The following is a 17,709-nucleotide window of genomic DNA, read 5'->3' on the forward strand; positions in this document are numbered from 1 at the left end:
ATGAAAAAACTGTTGTTCGCCCTGCTGACGCTTTGTGCCGCCTGCGCAACCTATGCCAGCGAACGTATCGTCGTTGCCGGAGGCTCGCTTAGCGAACTGATCTACGCGCTTGAAGCCGGAAATCAGGTGGTTGGCGTCGATGAAACCACCTCCTGGCCGCCGGAAACGGCCAGGCTGCCGCATATCGGCTACTGGAAGCAGCTCAGCAGCGAAGGCATTTTATCCCTCAGGCCGGACGTTTTCATCACCTGGCGGGATGCCGGGCCGCAGATCGTTCTGGATCAGCTGCGGACGCAAAAAGTTAACGTTGTCACCCTGCCGCGCGTGCCGGCCACGGTTGAACAGATGTACGCCAACATTCGCCAGCTGGCGAAGACGCTGCGGGTTCCCGAACGAGGAGATGCGCTGGTAAACCAGATTCATCAGCGTCTGGAGCGCGTTCAGCACAGCGTTGCGGCGCAAAAGGCGCCGGTCAGGGCGATGTTTATTCTCTCCGCGGGCAGCAGCGCGCCGCAGGTGGCCGGTAAGGGCAGCGTTGCCGACGCCATTCTGACCCTCGCGGGCGCACGGAATGTGGCTTCGCACGAGCAATATAAAAGCTACAGCGCGGAATCGCTGATTGCGGCAAACCCGGAGGTTATTGTCGTGACCTCGCAAATGGTGGACGGCGATATTAACCGGCTGCGCGCCGTCGCCGGCATAACCCACACCGCCGCATGGAAAAATCAGCGCATTGTTACCGTCGATCAGGCGCTGATCCTCGGTATGGGCCCCCGGGTTGCCGACGCGGTTGAGTCCCTGCACCAGCAGTTTTGGCCCCAATAACTGGATTTGATGTTGACGCTATGAAGACTAACAACGCCCTGGATCTCTCTGCGCATTTCGCGCTGGAGGGAAACCAGCCATTTAAAGATCGTCGGGCCACCATGCCGTGGCGCGGCGCGATCCCGGTGGCAAAAGAGCAGCTGGAGCAAACCTGGCAGGAGGTCATCAGCCGCAGCGCGCCGCCGCGTAAAAGACTGCTGTACCTGCATATTCCCTTTTGCGCAACCCACTGTACTTTTTGCGGTTTTTATCAGAACCGTTACGAAGATGACCACTGCGCCCGCTATACCGACGCGCTGCTGCGCGAAATCGAGATGGAGGCCGATAGCGTCCTGCACCAGTCGGCGCCGATCCACGCGGTTTACTTTGGCGGCGGTACGCCTTCCGCGCTGGCGGCGCAGGATCTGGCGAGAATTATCACCACCCTGCGGGAAAAGCTCCCCCTCGCGCCGGACTGTGAAATCACCATCGAAGGACGGGTGCTTAACTTTGATGACAACCGCATCGACGCCTGCCTGGATGCCGGAGCCAATCGCTTCTCCATCGGCATTCAGTCCTTCAACAGCAAGGTGCGCAAGAAAATGGCCCGCACCTCTGACGGCCCCACCGCCGCCGCCTTTATGCAGGGGCTGGTGCGGCGGGATCGCGCGGCCGTGGTGTGCGATCTGCTGTTCGGCCTCCCCGGCCAGGACGCAAAGCTGTGGGAGGAAGATCTCAAAATCGCCCGCGATATCGGGCTCGACGGCGTCGATCTCTACGCGCTTAATCTGCTCCCCAACACGCCGCTGGGTAAAGCCGTGGAAAACGGTCGCACCGCCGTCCCCACTCCGGCAGAGCGACGCGATCTCTACCTTCAGGGCTGCGACTTCATGGACGACGCGGGCTGGCGCTGTATCAGCAACAGCCACTGGGCCCGCACAACCCGCGAACGCAACCTCTACAACCTGCTGATTAAACAGGGGGCCGACTGCCTGGCCCTGGGCTCCGGCGCGGGCGGCTCGGTCAACGGCTATTCGTGGATGGTGGAACGTAACCTGACGACCTGGCACGAATCGATCGCCGCCGGTAAAAAGCCGCTGATGATGATGATGCGCGCCGCCGAGCGCGGTTTTCAGTGGCGGCATACGCTGCAGGCGGGCGTGGAAACAGCGCGCGTGCCGCTGGATGAACTGACCCCGCGCGCCGGGGAGCTGACCCCTCTACTCGCCCAGTGGCATCGCGCGGGGCTCACCCGCGACGCCTCAACCTGCCTGCGCCTGACCAATGAAGGACGCTTCTGGGCCAGCAACATTTTGCAGTCTCTTGATGAGCTGATTCAACAACTTAACGCGCCGCACATTGCGGTAGAGCAACCCTAACAGGAGTGATTTATGAGCCATGTTTCTTTAGCGGATTTTTTGCTAACCGAGCCGGACGGCACCCTGGAAGCGATCGCCGATCGCTACCAAACTTCCCTTCTGGAGGTGGTGCAAAACCTCCCTTCGCCGACGGTCGTGTCGGGTGAAAGGTTTGACGCCATCTGGGAAACCGTCAGCGAATGGGGCAAAGTCACGACGCTGGTCCATACCGCCGACGTTATCCTCGAGTTTACCGGCGAGCTTCCTTCCGGATTCCATCGCCACGGCTATTTCAATCTGCGTGGTAAAAAGGGCATGACGGGCCATATCAAAGCGGAAAACTGCAGCCATATCGCGCTGATTGAACGTAAATTTATGGGCATGGACACCGCGTCGATTCTCTTCTTTAACAAAGCAGGTAGCGCGATGTTTAAGATTTTCCTCGGTCGCGATGAGCATCGCCAGCTGCTCGCTGAGCAGGTTAGCGCCTTCCAGGCCCTGGCCGCTTCCCTCAAGGAAACCGCCTGATGACGCCGTGGTTAATCTTTGGCGCCGGCGGCAGCGGCACGGGCGCAAAGGTGCTTGAACTGGCGCTGGCGGAGCAGCGTCCGGTGCTGGCGGTGGTGCGCAACCCGCAATCCGTAGCCGCCCTTGAGGCTAAAGGCGTGCGGGTTTTCGCCGGCGACGCCTGCGATGCCGCCGCGGTGGCTGACGCCTGTCATGCTGCCGGTCCGGATGCGCTGATCGTCTCCTCTATGGGCGGCGCCCAGGACTACCTGGCGCACAGGACCGTTATTGATGCGGCAGAAAAAGCGGGCATCGGGCGGATGATTCTGGTGACCTCGCTGGGCTGCGGAGATAGCTGGCCCTTTTTATCCCCCCGAGCCAAAGCCGCGTTTGGTCAGGCCGTGCGCGAAAAAACGCTGGCGGAAAGCTGGCTGCAAACCAGCGGCCTCGATTATGCCATCCTGCGCCCCGGCGGCCTGCTCAACGGTGAGGCCACCGGTAAAGCGCAACGGTTGCAGAATCAGGAGTGCCACGGTTTCGTGAGGCGTGCGGACGTCGCCGCGCACATTCACGATCTGGCCGCTGCGCCGGCGCTCAACAATCAGGTCTACAGCCTGATTGAGCCGGATCTGAAGCCGGCGTAATCCCCTGCGGCGCGGCATATCCGCGCCGCAAAGACGTTATGGAGTTTTGCGTGCTCAAGGATTCACTCTCTTCCGTCAGCGTACTGACGGGCCTTTCACTGCTGCTGGCCGCGCTGGTGCTGGTTGGCGCCAGCCAGGGTGCGCTGAACATCAGCTTCAGCGCGCTGTTTGACGAGGAATACCGTGATATCTGGCTGAACATTCGCCTGCCCCGCGTTCTGCTGGCGGTACTGGTGGGCTCGGCGCTGGCGACGGCGGGGGTCATTATGCAGGGCCTGTTTCGTAACCCGATGGCCGACCCCGGCCTGCTTGGCGTCAGCAGCGGCTCCGCGCTGATGGTGGGGGTGGCGATTGTTCTGCCCTTCTCATTTCCGGTGGTACTGGCGCTGTACGAGCAGATGATTTTTGCCGTCGCGGGCAGTATGGCGGTCTGCGCGGTGATTTTTCTCATCAGCCGGCGCCACGCTCACGGCGGCATGATGCAGCTCCTGTTAGCCGGAATCGCCATCAACGCGCTGTGCGGAGCGGCGATCGGCGTGCTGAGCTACGTCGGCGACGAGCAGCAGCTGCGCCAGCTCACGCTGTGGATGATGGGCAATCTTGGCCAGGCGCAGTGGCCTACGCTGCTGGTCGCCAGCTCGTTTGTCCTGCCGGCGATTGTCGCCACGCTGTTTCTTGCCGGGACGCTCAACCTGCTGCAGCTGGGAGATGAAGAGGCGCACTATCTCGGCGTTAACGTTAAGCATAAACGTCAGCAGCTGCTGTTGCTCAGCTCGCTGCTGGTCGGCGCGGCCGTTTCGGTGAGCGGCGTTATCGGCTTTATTGGCCTGGTGATCCCGCACCTGATCCGCATGACCACCGGGGCCGATCATCGCTGGCTTATCCCCTGCTCGACGCTGGCCGGAGCCTGCCTGCTGCTGGTGGCCGATACCCTGGCCCGCACGCTGGTGCAGCCGGCGGAAATGCCCGTCGGCCTGCTGACCAGCCTGATCGGCGGCCCCTATTTTCTGTGGCTGATCCTGCGCAGCCGGAGGTCAGCATGATTCTGGCCGAAAATCTGGTTTATACCCTGCAGGGACGTCGCCTGACCGATAATGTCTCCCTGGCTCTGCCCGGCGGGGAGATCGTCGCCATTCTGGGTCCGAACGGCGCCGGGAAATCCACGCTGCTGCGCCAGCTCACGGGCTATCTGCGGCCGCACGGCGGGCGATGTTCCCTGCTGGGTACGCCGCTGGAGGAGTGGTCGATAGCCGAGCTGGCGAAAACCCGCGCCGTGATGCGGCAGAACGGCCATATGGCGTTTCCGTTCAGCGTACAGGAAGTGATCCGCATGGGAAGACATCCCTGGCGGACATGCAGCTCGCGTGATGAAACGGATCGCATCATGGCGCTGTGCGACTGCCGCGAGCTGGCCGCCCGCGACTACCGGCAGCTCTCCGGCGGCGAACAGCAGCGGGTACAGCTGGCGCGCCTGCTGGTGCAGCTCTGGGAGCCCATCCCCTCCCCCAAATGGCTGTTTCTGGATGAGCCCACTTCCGCCCTCGATATTCACCACCAGCAGCATCTTTTTCGCCTGCTGCGCCGGCTGGTGCGCGAGCGGCAGTTCAACGTCTGCTGCGTCCTGCACGACCTTAATCTTGCCGCGCGCTATGCCGATCGCGTGGTGCTGATGGATAAAGGGCGCGTCGTCGATAGCGGCAGTCCGCAGGATGTTCTGCAGCAGCGGGCGCTAAAGACGCTCTATCAGGCCGACATTACGGTCATTAAAGAGTCTGAAAATCAAACGCCGCTGATCGTTCTTGATTATTAAGCTCAGGGTTCCCCGGTCGAAGCGTCCCCGTAGCCGGCGTCTTTTTGCCGCATTGACGAAAACCGCCTTGACCTTCCCCTTGCTGGAAGGTTTAACCTTTATCACAGTCAGCTCATCCACGTAATAAAGGAGTTTGTTATGTCACAAACCATCGACCTGACGCTCGATGGCCTCACCTGCGGCCACTGCGTCAAACGCGTAAAAGAGAGCCTGGAGCAGCGTCCTGACGTTGAACTGGCGGACGTCACCACTACCGAAGCGCATGTCACCGGTAGCGCCAGCGCCGAAGCGCTAATCGATACGATTCAGAAAGCCGGATACGGTGCGGAGCTTAGCCACCCAAAGGCTAAACCGCTGGCGGAATCAATACTCCCGTCGGAAGCACTGACAGCGGCCCCTCCTGAGCTTCCGGCAGCCCATGACACCGATGACAGTCAACAGCTACTGATCAACGGCATGAGCTGTGCCAGCTGCGTTTCCCGGGTACAGAAGGCGCTTGCCGCGGTACCGGGCGTCGCGCAGGCGCGGGTGAATCTGGCGGAACGCACTGCGCTGGTCATGGGCAGCGCGTCCGCCGCAGAATTAGTGCAGGCGGTGGAAAAAGCGGGCTACGGCGCAGAAGCTATCGAAGACGATCTGAAGCGCCGCGAGCGCCAGCAGGAAACCGCCATCGCCACCATGAAACGCTTCCGCTGGCAGGCGATCGTTGCCCTGCTGGTGGGCGTTCCGGTGATGGTGTGGGGAATGTTTGGTGACAACATGATGGTCACCGACGACAACCGCTCGCTGTGGCTGGCTATCGGGCTTGTCACCCTGGCGGTGATGGTCTTTGCCGGCGGCCACTTCTATCGCAGCGCCTGGAAAAGCCTGAGAAACGGCACCGCCACTATGGATACGCTGGTGGCGCTGGGCACCGGGGTTGCCTGGCTCTACTCAATGAGCGTCAACCTGTGGCCGCAGTGGTTCCCGATGGAAGCTCGCCATCTCTATTATGAAGCCAGCGCCATGATTATCGGTCTGATTAACCTCGGCCATATGCTGGAAGCCCGCGCCCGGCAGCGATCTTCGCGGGCGCTGGAAAAACTGCTCGATTTGACGCCGCCGTCGGCACGCGTGGTCACTCCTGAGGGTGAAAAAAGCGTACCGCTGGCGCAAGTTCTGCCTGGCATGACCCTGCGTCTGACCACCGGCGACCGGGTGCCGGTTGACGGCACCATCACCCAGGGCGAGGCCTGGCTTGATGAAGCCATGCTGACCGGCGAACCGATCCCGCAGCAGAAAAGCGGCGGAGATCCCCTGCATGCCGGTACGGTGGTGCAGGATGGCAGCGTCCTGTTTACCGCCAGCGCCGTGGGGAGTCAGACGACGCTGGCGCGAATTATCCGCATGGTGCGCCAGGCGCAGAGCAGTAAACCAGAAATCGGCCAGCTGGCGGATAAAATTTCCGCCGTCTTCGTCCCGACGGTCGTGGTCATTGCGCTGTTCAGCGCGGCAATCTGGTACTTCTTCGGCCCGGCGCCGCAAATCGTCTATACCCTGATCATCGCCACCACGGTGCTGATTATCGCCTGCCCATGTGCGCTGGGCCTGGCAACGCCGATGTCGATTATTTCCGGCGTCGGCCGGGCGGCGGAGTACGGCGTGCTGGTTCGCGACGCCGATGCGCTGCAGCGCGCCAGCCAGCTGGATACCGTCGTATTCGATAAAACCGGTACCCTGACCGAAGGGAAACCACAGGTTGTGGCGGTGAAAACCTTTACAGCTATCGATGAGGCGACCGCTTTACGCCTGGCCGCCGCGCTGGAACAGGGCTCCAGCCACCCTCTGGCGCGGGCGATCCTCGACAAAGCGGCGGATAGCGCGCTGCCGGAGGGTGGAAACTTCCGTACCCTTCGCGGGCTGGGCGTGAGCGGTGAAGCCGACGGCCATCGTCTCCTGCTCGGTAATCAGGCGCTGCTCAACGAGCAGAATATTGCCACCGACGCGGCGGAAAGTGACCTCAACGCTCAGGCCTCGCAGGGCGCCACGCCGGTGCTGCTGGCGGTAGACGGCGAGGTTGCCGCGCTGATCGCCATTCGCGATCCGCTGCGCAGCGACAGCGTGGCGGCGCTGGCCCGCCTGCATCGCCAGGGCTACCGTCTGGTGATGCTCACCGGGGATAACCCGGTTACGGCCAACGCTATCGCCAAAGAAGCGGGTATCGACGAGGTGATTGCCGGCGTCCTGCCGGACGGTAAAGCCGATGCCATCAAGCGCCTGCAAAGCCAGGGGCATCAGGTCGCGATGGTCGGCGATGGCATTAACGACGCCCCGGCGCTGGCGCAGGCCGATGTCGGCATTGCGATGGGCGGCGGCAGCGACGTAGCCATTGAAACGGCGGCGATTACCCTGATGCGCCATAGCCTGAACGGCGTCGCCGACGCGCTGGCCATTGCAAAAGCCACGCTGCGTAATATGAAGCAGAACCTGCTGGGCGCCTTTGTCTATAACTCGCTGGGCATTCCGATTGCCGCCGGGATCCTCTGGCCGCTCACCGGTACGCTGCTCAACCCGGTGGTTGCCGGGGCGGCGATGGCGCTCTCCTCGATAACCGTGGTGAGCAACGCCAACCGGCTGCTGCGTTTTAAACCAAAAGAGTAGACTCTCACGCGGACCCGAACCTGGAGCCTTCCCGGATAGCGGCATCACGCCCTGTCCGGGCTACCGCACGCTTATCCCCCGCCCACGCTTGCGCCTCCCGGCCGCGCGCGCTAGCATGAGTTCTTCACATTGCGGAGCGCGTATGGGCCTGTTAAACCGAATAAAAATGCTGTGGCGAGCCGCCTTTGGCTCGTCTTATTCCTGGCCGGCGCTGGATATTACCCTTCCCGGCGGACGCTACCTGCACCTCGTCGGCAGCATTCACATGGGCACCCGGGATATGTCGCCGCCGCCGGCCAGGCTGCTGAAAAAAATTCGCCAGGCCGATGCGCTGATTGTCGAAGCCGACATTACCGGTAACGAGACGCCCTTCAGCAACCTCCCCTCTTATCCGCCGCTGGCCGAGCGCCTGAGCGCTGAACAGATCCTTGAGCTGGAAGCCCGCGCCGCAGAGCTGGGGCTGGCAACCGCCATTTTCGACAGCCAGCCGCTATGGCAGGTTGCCATGGCGCTGCAGGCTACTCAGGCGCAAAAGCTGGGGCTTCGTCCGGATTACGGGATAGATTATCAGCTGCTGATGGCGGCACGCGAAAGCCGCGTGCGGGTGATGGAGCTGGAGGGAACCGATAGCCAGATAGCGCTGCTGCGCGATTTGCCCGATGGCGGGCTGGCGCTGCTGGAAGACACGCTGACCCACTGGCGAACCAACGCCCGTCTTCTGCAGGTGATGATCGGCTGGTGGCTGGAGCAGCCGCCGGCAAAAGGGGCCACCTCCCTACCCACGACCTTTAGCCAGTCGCTGTACGATGTTTTGATGCATCAACGCAACCTCGCCTGGCGCGAGGTACTGCTGGCTCTGCCTCCGGGGCGCTATGTTGTCGCCGTGGGCGCGCTGCATTTATACGGTGAAGGGAACCTGCCTGATATGCTGACGTAAAAAAATGGCCAATATTTCTATTGGCCCGTCAAAGAGGAATTTCATCATTATTATTATCCCGAGATTCGCACCTCGGATCGTTCGATTGTCGCTCAAAGTGACCATCACTGCCAATACTATTGCGCAAGATGGTACTATTTTTTACACAATCATCAGGCGTATGCTTAACGTACATTAGATCGGTTGGTAAGAAGGATAACGATGACTCCCGCCGTTAAGTTACTCGAAAAAAACAAAATTGCTTTTACGATCCACAGCTACGATCACGATCCTGGCGAAACCAATTTCGGCGACGAAGTGGTGCGCAAACTCGGCCTGAACGCCGATCGGGTTTATAAAACGCTGCTGGTGGCGCTCAACGGGGATATGAAGCATCTGGCCGTGGCGGTCACCCCGGTTGCCGGTCAGCTGGATTTGAAAAAAGTGGCCAAAGCGCTGGGCGCGAAGAAAGTGGATATGGCCGACCCGATGGTGGCGCAGCGGGTAACCGGCTATCTGGTCGGCGGCATCAGCCCGCTTGGACAGAAAAAACGCCTGCCGACGGTGATTGACGCCCCGGCACAGGAGTTTGCCACCATGTATATCTCAGGCGGCAAGCGCGGGCTGGATATCGAGCTGGCGGCCAGCGATCTGGCGAAAATCCTGGATGCGAAGTTCGCCGATATCGCCCGCCGCGATTAATCTCTCCAGCCGCCTCGCGCCGCTGGCCGGGCCAAAACCACAACCTGGCGAGCGGCGCAGCTCCGTTACTGCCAGCTCACCTCGCCTTTCGGTTCAAACGCCGCCGCGTCCAGCGGGGAGTTCTTCTGGATATACTCCTTCAGCACTTCGGCGTCGATGAAGCCGGTATTGACGTAGCCTGGCTTAGCGTCGATATGCGGATAACCGTCGCCGCCGGTGCCGTTAAAGCTCAGGGTCGCCATGCGGTAGGTTTTCGTCGGATCGACCGGCTGGCCTTTGATTTTCAAATCATTCAGCTTGCCGTCTTTCGCCACAAAGCTGACGTTGGCGAACTGCGGATAGGCCCCGGAATCCGGTTTCATCTGCGCCACGGCGGTGAGATATTCCGTCACCTCCTGGCCGTTCATATCGACGTACACCAGCACGTTGCCGAACGGCTGCACCTTCATCACGTCTTTATAGGTAATATCTCCGGCTTCGATGGAGTCGCGAATACCGCCGCCGCTCATCACCGCAAAGTCGGCGCCGCTGCGCGCCATCTGCGCCGCCAGCAGAAGCTGCCCCATGTTGGTCTGCACGAAGCGCACCTTGCTGCGATCGCCCTCAAGATGACCGTTGACGCTGCCGATTTTCACCTGCAGCTGCGCTTTGCCCTTATTCTGGAACGGCGTCAGCAGCGATAGCATCTGCGCGTTTTCCGGGATCTGCGGCGTATAGAGCACGCGTTCGCTCTGGCCGTTGTCGTAGGTCACTTTTTTCTTCAGGTTGACCGGGATCAGCTGATAGTGCACCAGCTTCATTTCGCCGTTGCGGAATTCAAAATCCGCACGGCCCACGTATTTACCCCATTCATGCGCCTGGACGATCCAGATGCCGTTTTGCTTGTCCGGCGCGCACGGCGTACCGGGAACATAATCCACCTGCTTTTTATTCTCCGCCGCCATGCATACCGGGTCCTGCGAATGACCGCCGACAATCATCGCCAGCGCTCCGGCAGGGAGGCTGCGCGCCATCTCCACGTCGCCCGGCGCATTCGAACCGTGCTCGCCGTTGTCATAATGGCCCATATGGGTCGTGGCCAGAATCACGTCCGGCTTTTCATTCTGCTGCAGCTCCTGAATAACCAGCTTCGCTTCTTCCGCCGGCTTGCGGAATTCAATATCGGTGAAGTACTCCGGGTTACCAATTTTGGCGGTGTCGTCCGTCGTCAGGCCAATCACCGCGATATTCAGTCCGCCGCGCTTAAATAAGGCCCAGGGCTTAAACAGGCGCTCACCGGTGCTTTTCTGGTAAATATTGGCCGAAAGGAACGGGAATTTAGCCCACTTCTCCTGCTGGCGCAGCACGCTGAGGGGATTATCAAACTCATGATTGCCCACCGCCATAGCGTCGTAGCCAACCAGGTTCATGCCGCGAAAATCGGGTTCCGCATCCTGCAAGTCAGACTCCGGAACCCCGGTATTAATATCGCCGCCGGATAGCAGCAGTACGCTGCCGCCCTCGGCGGCAACCTCTTTACGAATACCGTCCACCAGCGTTTTTTGCGCCGAGAGACCATATTCGCCGTAATCGCTACGCCAGAAATGCCCGTGATGATCGTTGGTATGCAGGATGGTGATTTTGTAGGTTTTATCCTGCTCATAGGCCTGCGCTGACAGACTTCCCAGCGATAGCGCCGCGAATAGCGCCAGCGCCACCCCGCGTTTCACAAATTGCATGCTTCTCTCCCTGATTTAATAACAAGTGCCGAAAGTATAGCGAGTTACGCGATTAGACAAATATGTTTTCAGAATTGCGACTTCCTTCAAACCTTAGGCGCAGGTATGTTAGTCAGATAATAATTCCACCTGCATCCTCTAATAAGAACCTTTAAGTGAATCTATGGCAATGAATCAGACCGCTCAACCCTTATCCGGCTCCGCTGCGCCGCCGCAAAAAGCCCGCACCTCGTTTCGCATTCTGGGGGCCATCAGCCTTTCCCACCTGCTGAACGATATGATCCAGTCGCTGATCCTGGCGATCTACCCGCTGCTACAGTCGGAGTTCTCCCTCTCCTTTGTGCAGATCGGCATGATCACCCTCACTTTCCAGCTCGCCTCTTCGCTCCTGCAGCCGGTGGTGGGCTATATAACCGACAAGCACCCGATGCCGTGGTCGCTGCCCGTCGGAATGTGCTTTACCCTCTGCGGGCTGGTGCTGCTGGCGCTGGCGGGAAGCTTTGGCACAGTGCTGCTGGCCGCCGCGCTGGTCGGTACCGGCTCTTCGGTCTTCCATCCGGAATCCTCTCGCGTGGCGCGCATGGCCTCCGGCGGGCGCCACGGCCTGGCCCAGTCGCTGTTCCAGGTTGGCGGAAACTTTGGCAGCTCTCTGGGCCCGCTGCTGGCGGCAGTCATCATTGCCCCTTACGGTAAAGGCAACGTCGCCTGGTTCGTGCTGGCCGCTCTGCTGGCGATCGTCGTGCTGTCGCAAATTAGCCGCTGGTACGCGGCGCAGCATCGGATGAACAAAGGTAAACCTAAGGCTGTCATCGCCAATCCGCTGCCCAAAAATAAAGTTATTCTGGCGGTAAGCATCCTGCTGATGCTTATTTTCTCGAAATACTTCTATATGGCGAGCATTAGCAGCTATTACACCTTTTATCTGATGGATAAGTTTGGCTTATCGGTGCAAAACGCGCAGATACACCTGTTTATCTTCCTGTTCGCGGTTGCCGCAGGAACGGTGATTGGTGGGCCTGTAGGCGATAAAATTGGGCGGAAATACGTGATTTGGGGCTCAATCCTCGGCGTAGCGCCGTTTACCCTTATTTTACCGTATGCAACCCTCGAATGGACGGGGATTTTGACCATGATAATTGGTTTTATCCTCGCATCGGCGTTTTCTGCCATTCTGGTTTACGCTCAGGAGCTATTACCGGGTCGAATTGGCATGGTTTCCGGCCTGTTCTTCGGTTTTGCATTCGGGATGGGTGGCCTGGGAGCCGCGGTGCTGGGGCTGTTGGCCGATCATACCAGCATCGAGCTGGTCTATAAAATCTGTGCTTTCCTGCCTCTGCTGGGTATATTGACGATATTCCTCCCTAACAATCACCAAAAAGCGTGATTATACGGCAGCCAAAGTGAAACTTTGGCTGCCGTAATCCCTTACCCCATCAGGATCGCTCCTGCATTACCTGCCCCTGTTTTCCGATCTGTGCTTTTTTGCGGGCTAATTCCAGTTTTCGGAAGAATTCAATAATTATTCATAAACAAAACAGCTAAAAGTGTCATAAACTATTACTCGGTTTTTTAGGTTTATGCACAATATCATTCGGGTTGCATCAAGCCGGCGAGTGGACGACACCCCTGGAGCATAGATAACTATGTGGTCGGGGCGAACGCGCGAAGCTAACGCAGAGGCAGCCTGAAGAAGGACGTGTTTAATACCGAAAATGGATTGGCTCACCACATGCAAGGAGACGGAATGCACCACGCAACACCGCTTATCACCACCATTGTCGGCGGGCTGGTCCTCGCTTTTATTTTTGGCATGATTGCCAATAAGTTACGTATTTCTCCACTGGTGGGCTATTTATTAGCGGGCGTACTCTCTGGCCCCTTTACCCCGGGTTTTGTTGCTGATACCAAACTGGCGCCAGAGCTGGCCGAGCTTGGGGTCATTTTGCTGATGTTCGGCGTCGGTCTGCATTTCTCTTTAAAAGATTTAATGGCGGTAAAGTCGATCGCCATTCCCGGCGCGATTGCCCAGATAGGCGTGGCAACGCTGCTAGGTATGGCGCTTTCAGCGATGTTGGGCTGGTCGCTGATGACCGGTATCGTTTTTGGTCTGTGTCTTTCTACCGCCAGTACCGTGGTGCTGCTGCGCGCGTTAGAAGAACGCCAGCTTATTGATAGTCAGCGAGGGCAAATCGCCATCGGCTGGCTAATCGTCGAAGATTTAGTGATGGTGCTGACGCTGGTCCTGCTGCCCGCCGTCGCCGGAATGACGGAAAAAGGCAACGTCGGCCTGGCGTCGCTGGCCGTTGATATGGGCATCACTATCGGTAAAGTCGTCGCCTTTATCGCCATTATGATGCTGGTTGGCCGCCGCCTGGTGCCGTGGATTATGTCGCGCAGCGCCGCGACCGGCTCACGGGAACTGTTTACGCTTTCGGTGCTGGCGCTGGCGCTCGGAATTGCCTTCGGCGCGGTTGAGCTGTTCGACGTCTCCTTTGCCCTCGGCGCATTTTTCGCCGGCATGGTGCTGAACGAATCCGAACTCAGCCACCGCGCCGCCCACGATACGCTGCCGCTTCGCGACGCGTTCGCGGTGCTGTTCTTTGTTTCCGTCGGCATGCTGTTCGACCCGATGATCCTGCTGGAGCAGCCGCTGGCGGTACTGGCAACCCTGGCGATTATCATCTTCGGTAAGTCGGTGGTGGCCTTCTTCCTCGTGCGGATGTTCGGCCACTCCCCGCGTACCGCGCTGACCATCGCCGCCAGCCTGGCGCAGATCGGTGAGTTCGCCTTTATCCTCGCCGGCCTCGGTATGGCGCTGGATCTGCTGCCGCAGGCCGGGCAAAACCTGGTGCTTGCCGGGGCGATCATCTCCATTATGCTCAACCCTGTGCTGTTCGCGCTGCTGGAAAAATACCTCGATAAAACCGAAACCCTCGACGAGCAAACCCTCGAAGAGGTGCTGGAAGAAGAGAAGCAAATTCCGGTCGATATCTGCAATCACGCGCTGCTGGTTGGCTTTGGCCGCGTCGGCAGCCTGCTCGGCGAGAAGCTGATGGCGCAGGGTATTCCGCTGGTGGTTATCGAAACGTCGCGCACCCGCGTGGACGAGCTGCGCGAGCGCGGCATCCGCGCGGTGCTGGGCAATGCGGCAAACGAAGAGATTATGAATCTGGCGCATCTGGACTGCGCCCGCTGGCTGCTTCTGACCATCCCTAACGGCTACGAGGCGGGAGAAATCGTTGCCTCTGCGCGTGAGAAATGCCCGAATATCGAGATTATCGCCCGCGCGCACTATGATGACGAAGTGGACTATATTGTCGAACGCGGCGCGAATCAGGTGGTGATGGGCGAGCGGGAAATCGCCCGCGCCATGCTGCTGCTGCTGGAAACGCCGCCGGCGGGTGAAGTGGTCACCGGCTAAGCTCTGCCGCCCTCTCGCATCGGCAGAGGGCGCGATCCGGTCAAACGTCTCCCTCCCCCTGCGGCAAGGGAAACGCGCTTAGCGCTCCCAGTACGCCTCTTCCAGGCTATCTTCACGCTCCGGCAGCCCACGGGTTAAACGCGGAGAGTGCTGATTCAGTACCTGATAGCTGACGCGGTTAGCGTATTTGCACACCTGCGCCAGCGATGAGTAGGTCAGCCACTTGCACTTGTGCTTGCTGGAGTTGGGGACGTTATGACGGTGGTAGTTATTCGCCGTAATATCGTGCAGCAGCGCCGCCAGTGCGCCGTCGCCGGCACCGTTGGTATTCATGATTTTCTCAGGCCCGCCCATGTACGGGGCGATATGCGAGTAGATACGCAGCGGGTTTTGACAATCCTGATGGCGCATCGCGCGGCTGAACTCGTACTGATTAAATTCGGCAATGGCCCCCGGCAGCAGCGGGTGCTGGGTTTTGCGCTTAACTTCGTCTTCGGTGAAGCTGGCCATATACAGGCCCGCAGGTCCGGCGGTACATAGCACCAGATCCACCCACTCCAGCGCCTTATCTGAGGCCAGCAGCGGATCGGCAAGCCCGGTCAGCGCCTCGGCCTCTTCTTCATTCATGGCCAGAATCGAAACATTTTCCTTCAGGAAGGTCTGCCACCACTGCGGGTTGTCGGCAATGACGTATTTGGTTCCCAGCGTCAGCACTACCGGCACGTCGTGTTTTTTCGCGTACTCTATCGCTTTCATCGTGGCGTCCGGCATCGGTTCGCCGGGCTTGCAGCGCACCAGATAAGAGGTCAGTACCAGCGCTGAAGCGCCGGCAATCACCTCTTCCGGAATACTTTCCGGACGCAGCTTGTTCATGTGCCCTGGGCTGATGGCGAAGGTACGTTCGCCGGAGTCGCCGATCAGGGTGAAGCAGCGGCCGATCGCCCCGTCCACGCCCTGAAGATAGTTAAGATCGGTACGGCTGGAGGTATTACAAAGATAACGATAGGCGTAGCCGCCGATTTCGATATTGCTGCACATCACGCCGAGCAGCACCGACCGGTCATCCGCCAGCACCGAATAGTTGTGCATGGTATTGCCGATGGTCCCACCGGCAAACTGGTGGGTGATCAGATTGTTGCGCAGCAGATCCTGATAAAGCGCCTCAGCGATATCATCTTCAATCACCAGCGAATGTCCGGCGCTCAGGCCGTAGCGCACAATAAACGCCTCATCCACTTTCGCTTCGATATCCACCAGAGTCTGATCGATGCCGACCACCCAGGAAATATTAGATTCATTTTCCGGCTGAATTTGTTGCAGCAGCGGATCGCGGGCATTTACGGGAAAGTAGTGTTTAGATTTGCGTTTACCGGGAAATTTCATAGTGGTGATTTAGTGGCAGTGGACAGGCGGGGAATAGTAGCATATTCCCCGTGCCGCACGCGATTAGCGATACGCTGCCGTCAGGTTAACCATCATCTCAATATGCGCCGCGTCCGCGTTGAGAGCAGGAATATATTCATATTTCTGCCCGCCGGCCTCGAGGAAGAACTCGCGGTTCTGCACGGCAATTTCCTCCAGCGTCTCCAGGCAATCGGCGGAAAATCCAGGACAGAGAACCTGGACATGCTTCACGCCCTGTTCGCCCAGCATTTTCAGCGTCTCGTCGGTATACGGAGTCAGCCACGGTTCGCGGCCAAAGCGCGACTGATAGGTCATCATCACCCGATCGGGAGAGAGATCCAGCGCGGAGACCAGCTCCCGGGTGGTGTCGCGGCAGCGCTGCGGGTAGTCGTCCCCTTCGCGGGCGTAGCGCTGCGGAATACCGTGATAAGAGAGCAGCAGCACGTCCGGCTCGCCGTGTTCGGCAAACGAAGCGCGAACGCTGGCGGCGAGCGCCGCAATATAGCCCGCGTCGTCGGCGTAATCACGGATAAAGGAGATCCCGGGGATCGCCCGCTTTTTGCCGAGGATCCGCGCCAGCTCGTCCCATACCGCCGCAACGGTGGAGCAGGAGTACTGGGGATACAGCGGCAGCACGATGATATGGTCAACGCCCTGGCCCAGCAGTTCATCCACCGCGCTTTCAAGCGCAGGCGAACCGTAGCTCATCCCCAGCGCCACCGGCGTGTCGGGCAGTCGGGCGGCCAGCGCCTGCTGCTGCTGACGGCTGTATACCATCAGCGGCGAGCCCTCTTCCATCCATACCGACTGGTAAAGCTTCGCCACCCTCGGGGAACGCAGAGGGAGGATCACGCCGCGCAGCAGCGGCCACCACAGCAGACGAGGCGTATCAACGACCCGTTTGTCGCTCAGAAATTGTCGCAGATAGCGCTTCACCGCGTCGGGCGTGGGCGCATCGGGAGTGCCTAAATTGGCTAGCAAGATACCTGTTTTCGTCTGATGCATTACCGCCTCTTAACCATTTGAATCGCAGACAATTGTAGCTTAAATGGCGCTAAACGGAACCAATCATAGAAAAAGGTAGAATGAGAGGTGTTCTCATCCCGTCACCACGGGATGAGAACGGACTGGATTAACCGAGGATTTTTTCCAGTTCAACGCGAACTTCAGCCACGGCTTTGGTGCCGTCGACTTTGGCGTATTGGGTGTTGCCCGCCTGCGCTTCTTTCTGGTAGTAGCCGATCAGCGGAGCCGTCATCTGATGGTATTCCACCAGACGCTTACGCACGGTCTCTTCCTGATCGTCTTTACGGGTGCTCAGCTCTTCGCCGGTCACGTCGTCTTTGCCTTCAACCTTCGGCGGGTTGAATTTGATGTGGTAAACGCGGCCGGAAGCGGCGTGTACGCGACGACCGATGATACGATCGACGATCAGTTCGTCCGGCACGTCAAACTCAAGAACGTAATCAACGACGATGCCCGCTTCTTTCATGGCGTCAGCCTGCGGAATGGTGCGCGGGAAGCCGTCCAGCAGGAAACCGTTGCGGCAATCTTCCTGAGTAATACGCTCTTTAACCAGCGCAATAACCAGCTCATCGGTCACCAGCTTGCCGGCGTCCATAATGTCTTTAGCTTGCTTACCCAGCTCAGAGCCAGATTTCACAGCCGCGCGCAGCATATCACCGGTAGAGATTTGCGGAATACCGTATTTCTCCATGATGAACTGAGCCTGAGTTCCTTTACCCGCGCCCGGAGCGCCAAGCAGAATAATACGCATTACGAAAA

The 17,709-nt window shown here is 59.3% G+C and carries 15 protein-coding genes; 11 read left to right on the plus strand and 4 right to left on the minus strand.

The annotated features are described in order from the left end of the window. From QFI97_RS21800 to ybaK, 9 genes are all read left to right on the plus strand, one after another. Positions 1–825, plus strand: coding sequence for a heme/hemin ABC transporter substrate-binding protein (locus QFI97_RS21800; protein ID WP_331834205.1), 825 nt, complete (start codon positions 1–3; stop codon positions 823–825). Between the two features lie 20 nt (positions 826–845). Further along, positions 846–2,183 carry a heme anaerobic degradation radical SAM methyltransferase ChuW/HutW gene (gene hutW / locus QFI97_RS21805; protein ID WP_095094526.1) on the plus strand — a complete coding sequence of 446 codons (1,338 nt, stop codon included), beginning with the start codon at positions 846–848 and terminating at the stop codon, positions 2,181–2,183. A 12-nt stretch (positions 2,184–2,195) separates the two neighbouring features. Then, positions 2,196–2,690 (plus strand): heme utilization cystosolic carrier protein HutX, encoded by a 495-nt coding sequence (hutX, locus tag QFI97_RS21810; protein WP_095094524.1) that lies wholly within the window; start codon positions 2,196–2,198, stop codon positions 2,688–2,690. Continuing rightward, positions 2,690–3,313, plus strand: coding sequence for an anaerobilin reductase (gene chuY / locus QFI97_RS21815; RefSeq protein ID WP_095094522.1), 624 nt, complete (start codon positions 2,690–2,692; stop codon positions 3,311–3,313). The genes hutX and chuY overlap by 1 nt, the downstream gene beginning before the upstream one ends. A 50-nt stretch (positions 3,314–3,363) precedes the next feature. Beyond that, positions 3,364–4,356, plus strand: a complete 993-nt coding sequence (locus QFI97_RS21820) for a FecCD family ABC transporter permease (protein ID WP_331834185.1) — start codon at positions 3,364–3,366, stop codon at positions 4,354–4,356. Beyond that, on the plus strand, positions 4,353–5,123 hold the full coding sequence (locus QFI97_RS21825; RefSeq protein WP_095094520.1) for a heme ABC transporter ATP-binding protein: 771 nt from the start codon (positions 4,353–4,355) through the stop codon (positions 5,121–5,123). The genes QFI97_RS21820 and QFI97_RS21825 overlap by 4 nt, the downstream gene beginning before the upstream one ends. Positions 5,124–5,261: 138 nt before the next feature. Further along, positions 5,262–7,763, plus strand: a complete 2,502-nt coding sequence (copA, locus tag QFI97_RS21830; RefSeq protein ID WP_346431976.1) for a copper-exporting P-type ATPase CopA — start codon at positions 5,262–5,264, stop codon at positions 7,761–7,763. 142 nt (positions 7,764–7,905) lie between these two features. Next, complete coding sequence (locus QFI97_RS21835) at positions 7,906–8,700, plus strand: TraB/GumN family protein (RefSeq protein WP_095094515.1); 795 nt, start codon at positions 7,906–7,908, stop codon at positions 8,698–8,700. A gap of 201 nt (positions 8,701–8,901) precedes the next feature. Next, on the plus strand, positions 8,902–9,381 hold the full coding sequence (gene ybaK, locus QFI97_RS21840; RefSeq protein WP_095094513.1) for a Cys-tRNA(Pro)/Cys-tRNA(Cys) deacylase YbaK: 480 nt from the start codon (positions 8,902–8,904) through the stop codon (positions 9,379–9,381). A 65-nt stretch (positions 9,382–9,446) separates the two neighbouring features. Here the strand turns inward: ybaK and ushA are convergent, their stop codons facing one another. Further along, positions 9,447–11,099, minus strand: coding sequence for a bifunctional UDP-sugar hydrolase/5'-nucleotidase UshA (gene ushA / locus QFI97_RS21845; protein WP_346431977.1), 1,653 nt, complete (start codon positions 11,097–11,099; stop codon positions 9,447–9,449). A gap of 163 nt (positions 11,100–11,262) precedes the next feature. Between ushA and QFI97_RS21850 the strand changes: the two genes are divergently transcribed. Both QFI97_RS21850 and ybaL read left to right on the plus strand, forming a co-directional pair. Then, on the plus strand, positions 11,263–12,483 hold the full coding sequence (locus QFI97_RS21850; RefSeq protein WP_095094509.1) for an MFS transporter: 1,221 nt from the start codon (positions 11,263–11,265) through the stop codon (positions 12,481–12,483). Positions 12,484–12,843: 360 nt separating this feature from the next. Continuing rightward, entirely contained in the window at positions 12,844–14,520 is a 1,677-nt protein-coding gene (gene ybaL / locus QFI97_RS21855) for a YbaL family putative K(+) efflux transporter (protein ID WP_095094507.1), read from the plus strand. A gap of 78 nt (positions 14,521–14,598) precedes the next feature. On the opposite strand, the gene QFI97_RS21860 is transcribed toward ybaL, so the two are convergent. From QFI97_RS21860 to adk, 3 genes are all read right to left on the minus strand, one after another. Further along, entirely contained in the window at positions 14,599–15,903 is a 1,305-nt protein-coding gene (locus tag QFI97_RS21860; RefSeq protein ID WP_095094505.1) for an inosine/guanosine kinase, read from the minus strand. Positions 15,904–15,966: 63 nt separating this feature from the next. Beyond that, positions 15,967–16,929 carry a ferrochelatase gene (gene hemH / locus QFI97_RS21865; protein ID WP_095094503.1) on the minus strand — a complete coding sequence of 321 codons (963 nt, stop codon included), beginning with the start codon at positions 16,927–16,929 and terminating at the stop codon, positions 15,967–15,969. Positions 16,930–17,056: 127 nt separating this feature from the next. Further along, positions 17,057–17,701 (minus strand): adenylate kinase, encoded by a 645-nt coding sequence (gene adk, locus QFI97_RS21870; protein ID WP_095094501.1) that lies wholly within the window; start codon positions 17,699–17,701, stop codon positions 17,057–17,059. Between the last annotated feature and the right edge of the window lie 8 nt (positions 17,702–17,709).

The organism is Klebsiella scottii (genome assembly GCF_036561945.1).
Classification (GTDB): Bacteria; Pseudomonadota; Gammaproteobacteria; order Enterobacterales; family Enterobacteriaceae; genus Klebsiella; species Klebsiella scottii.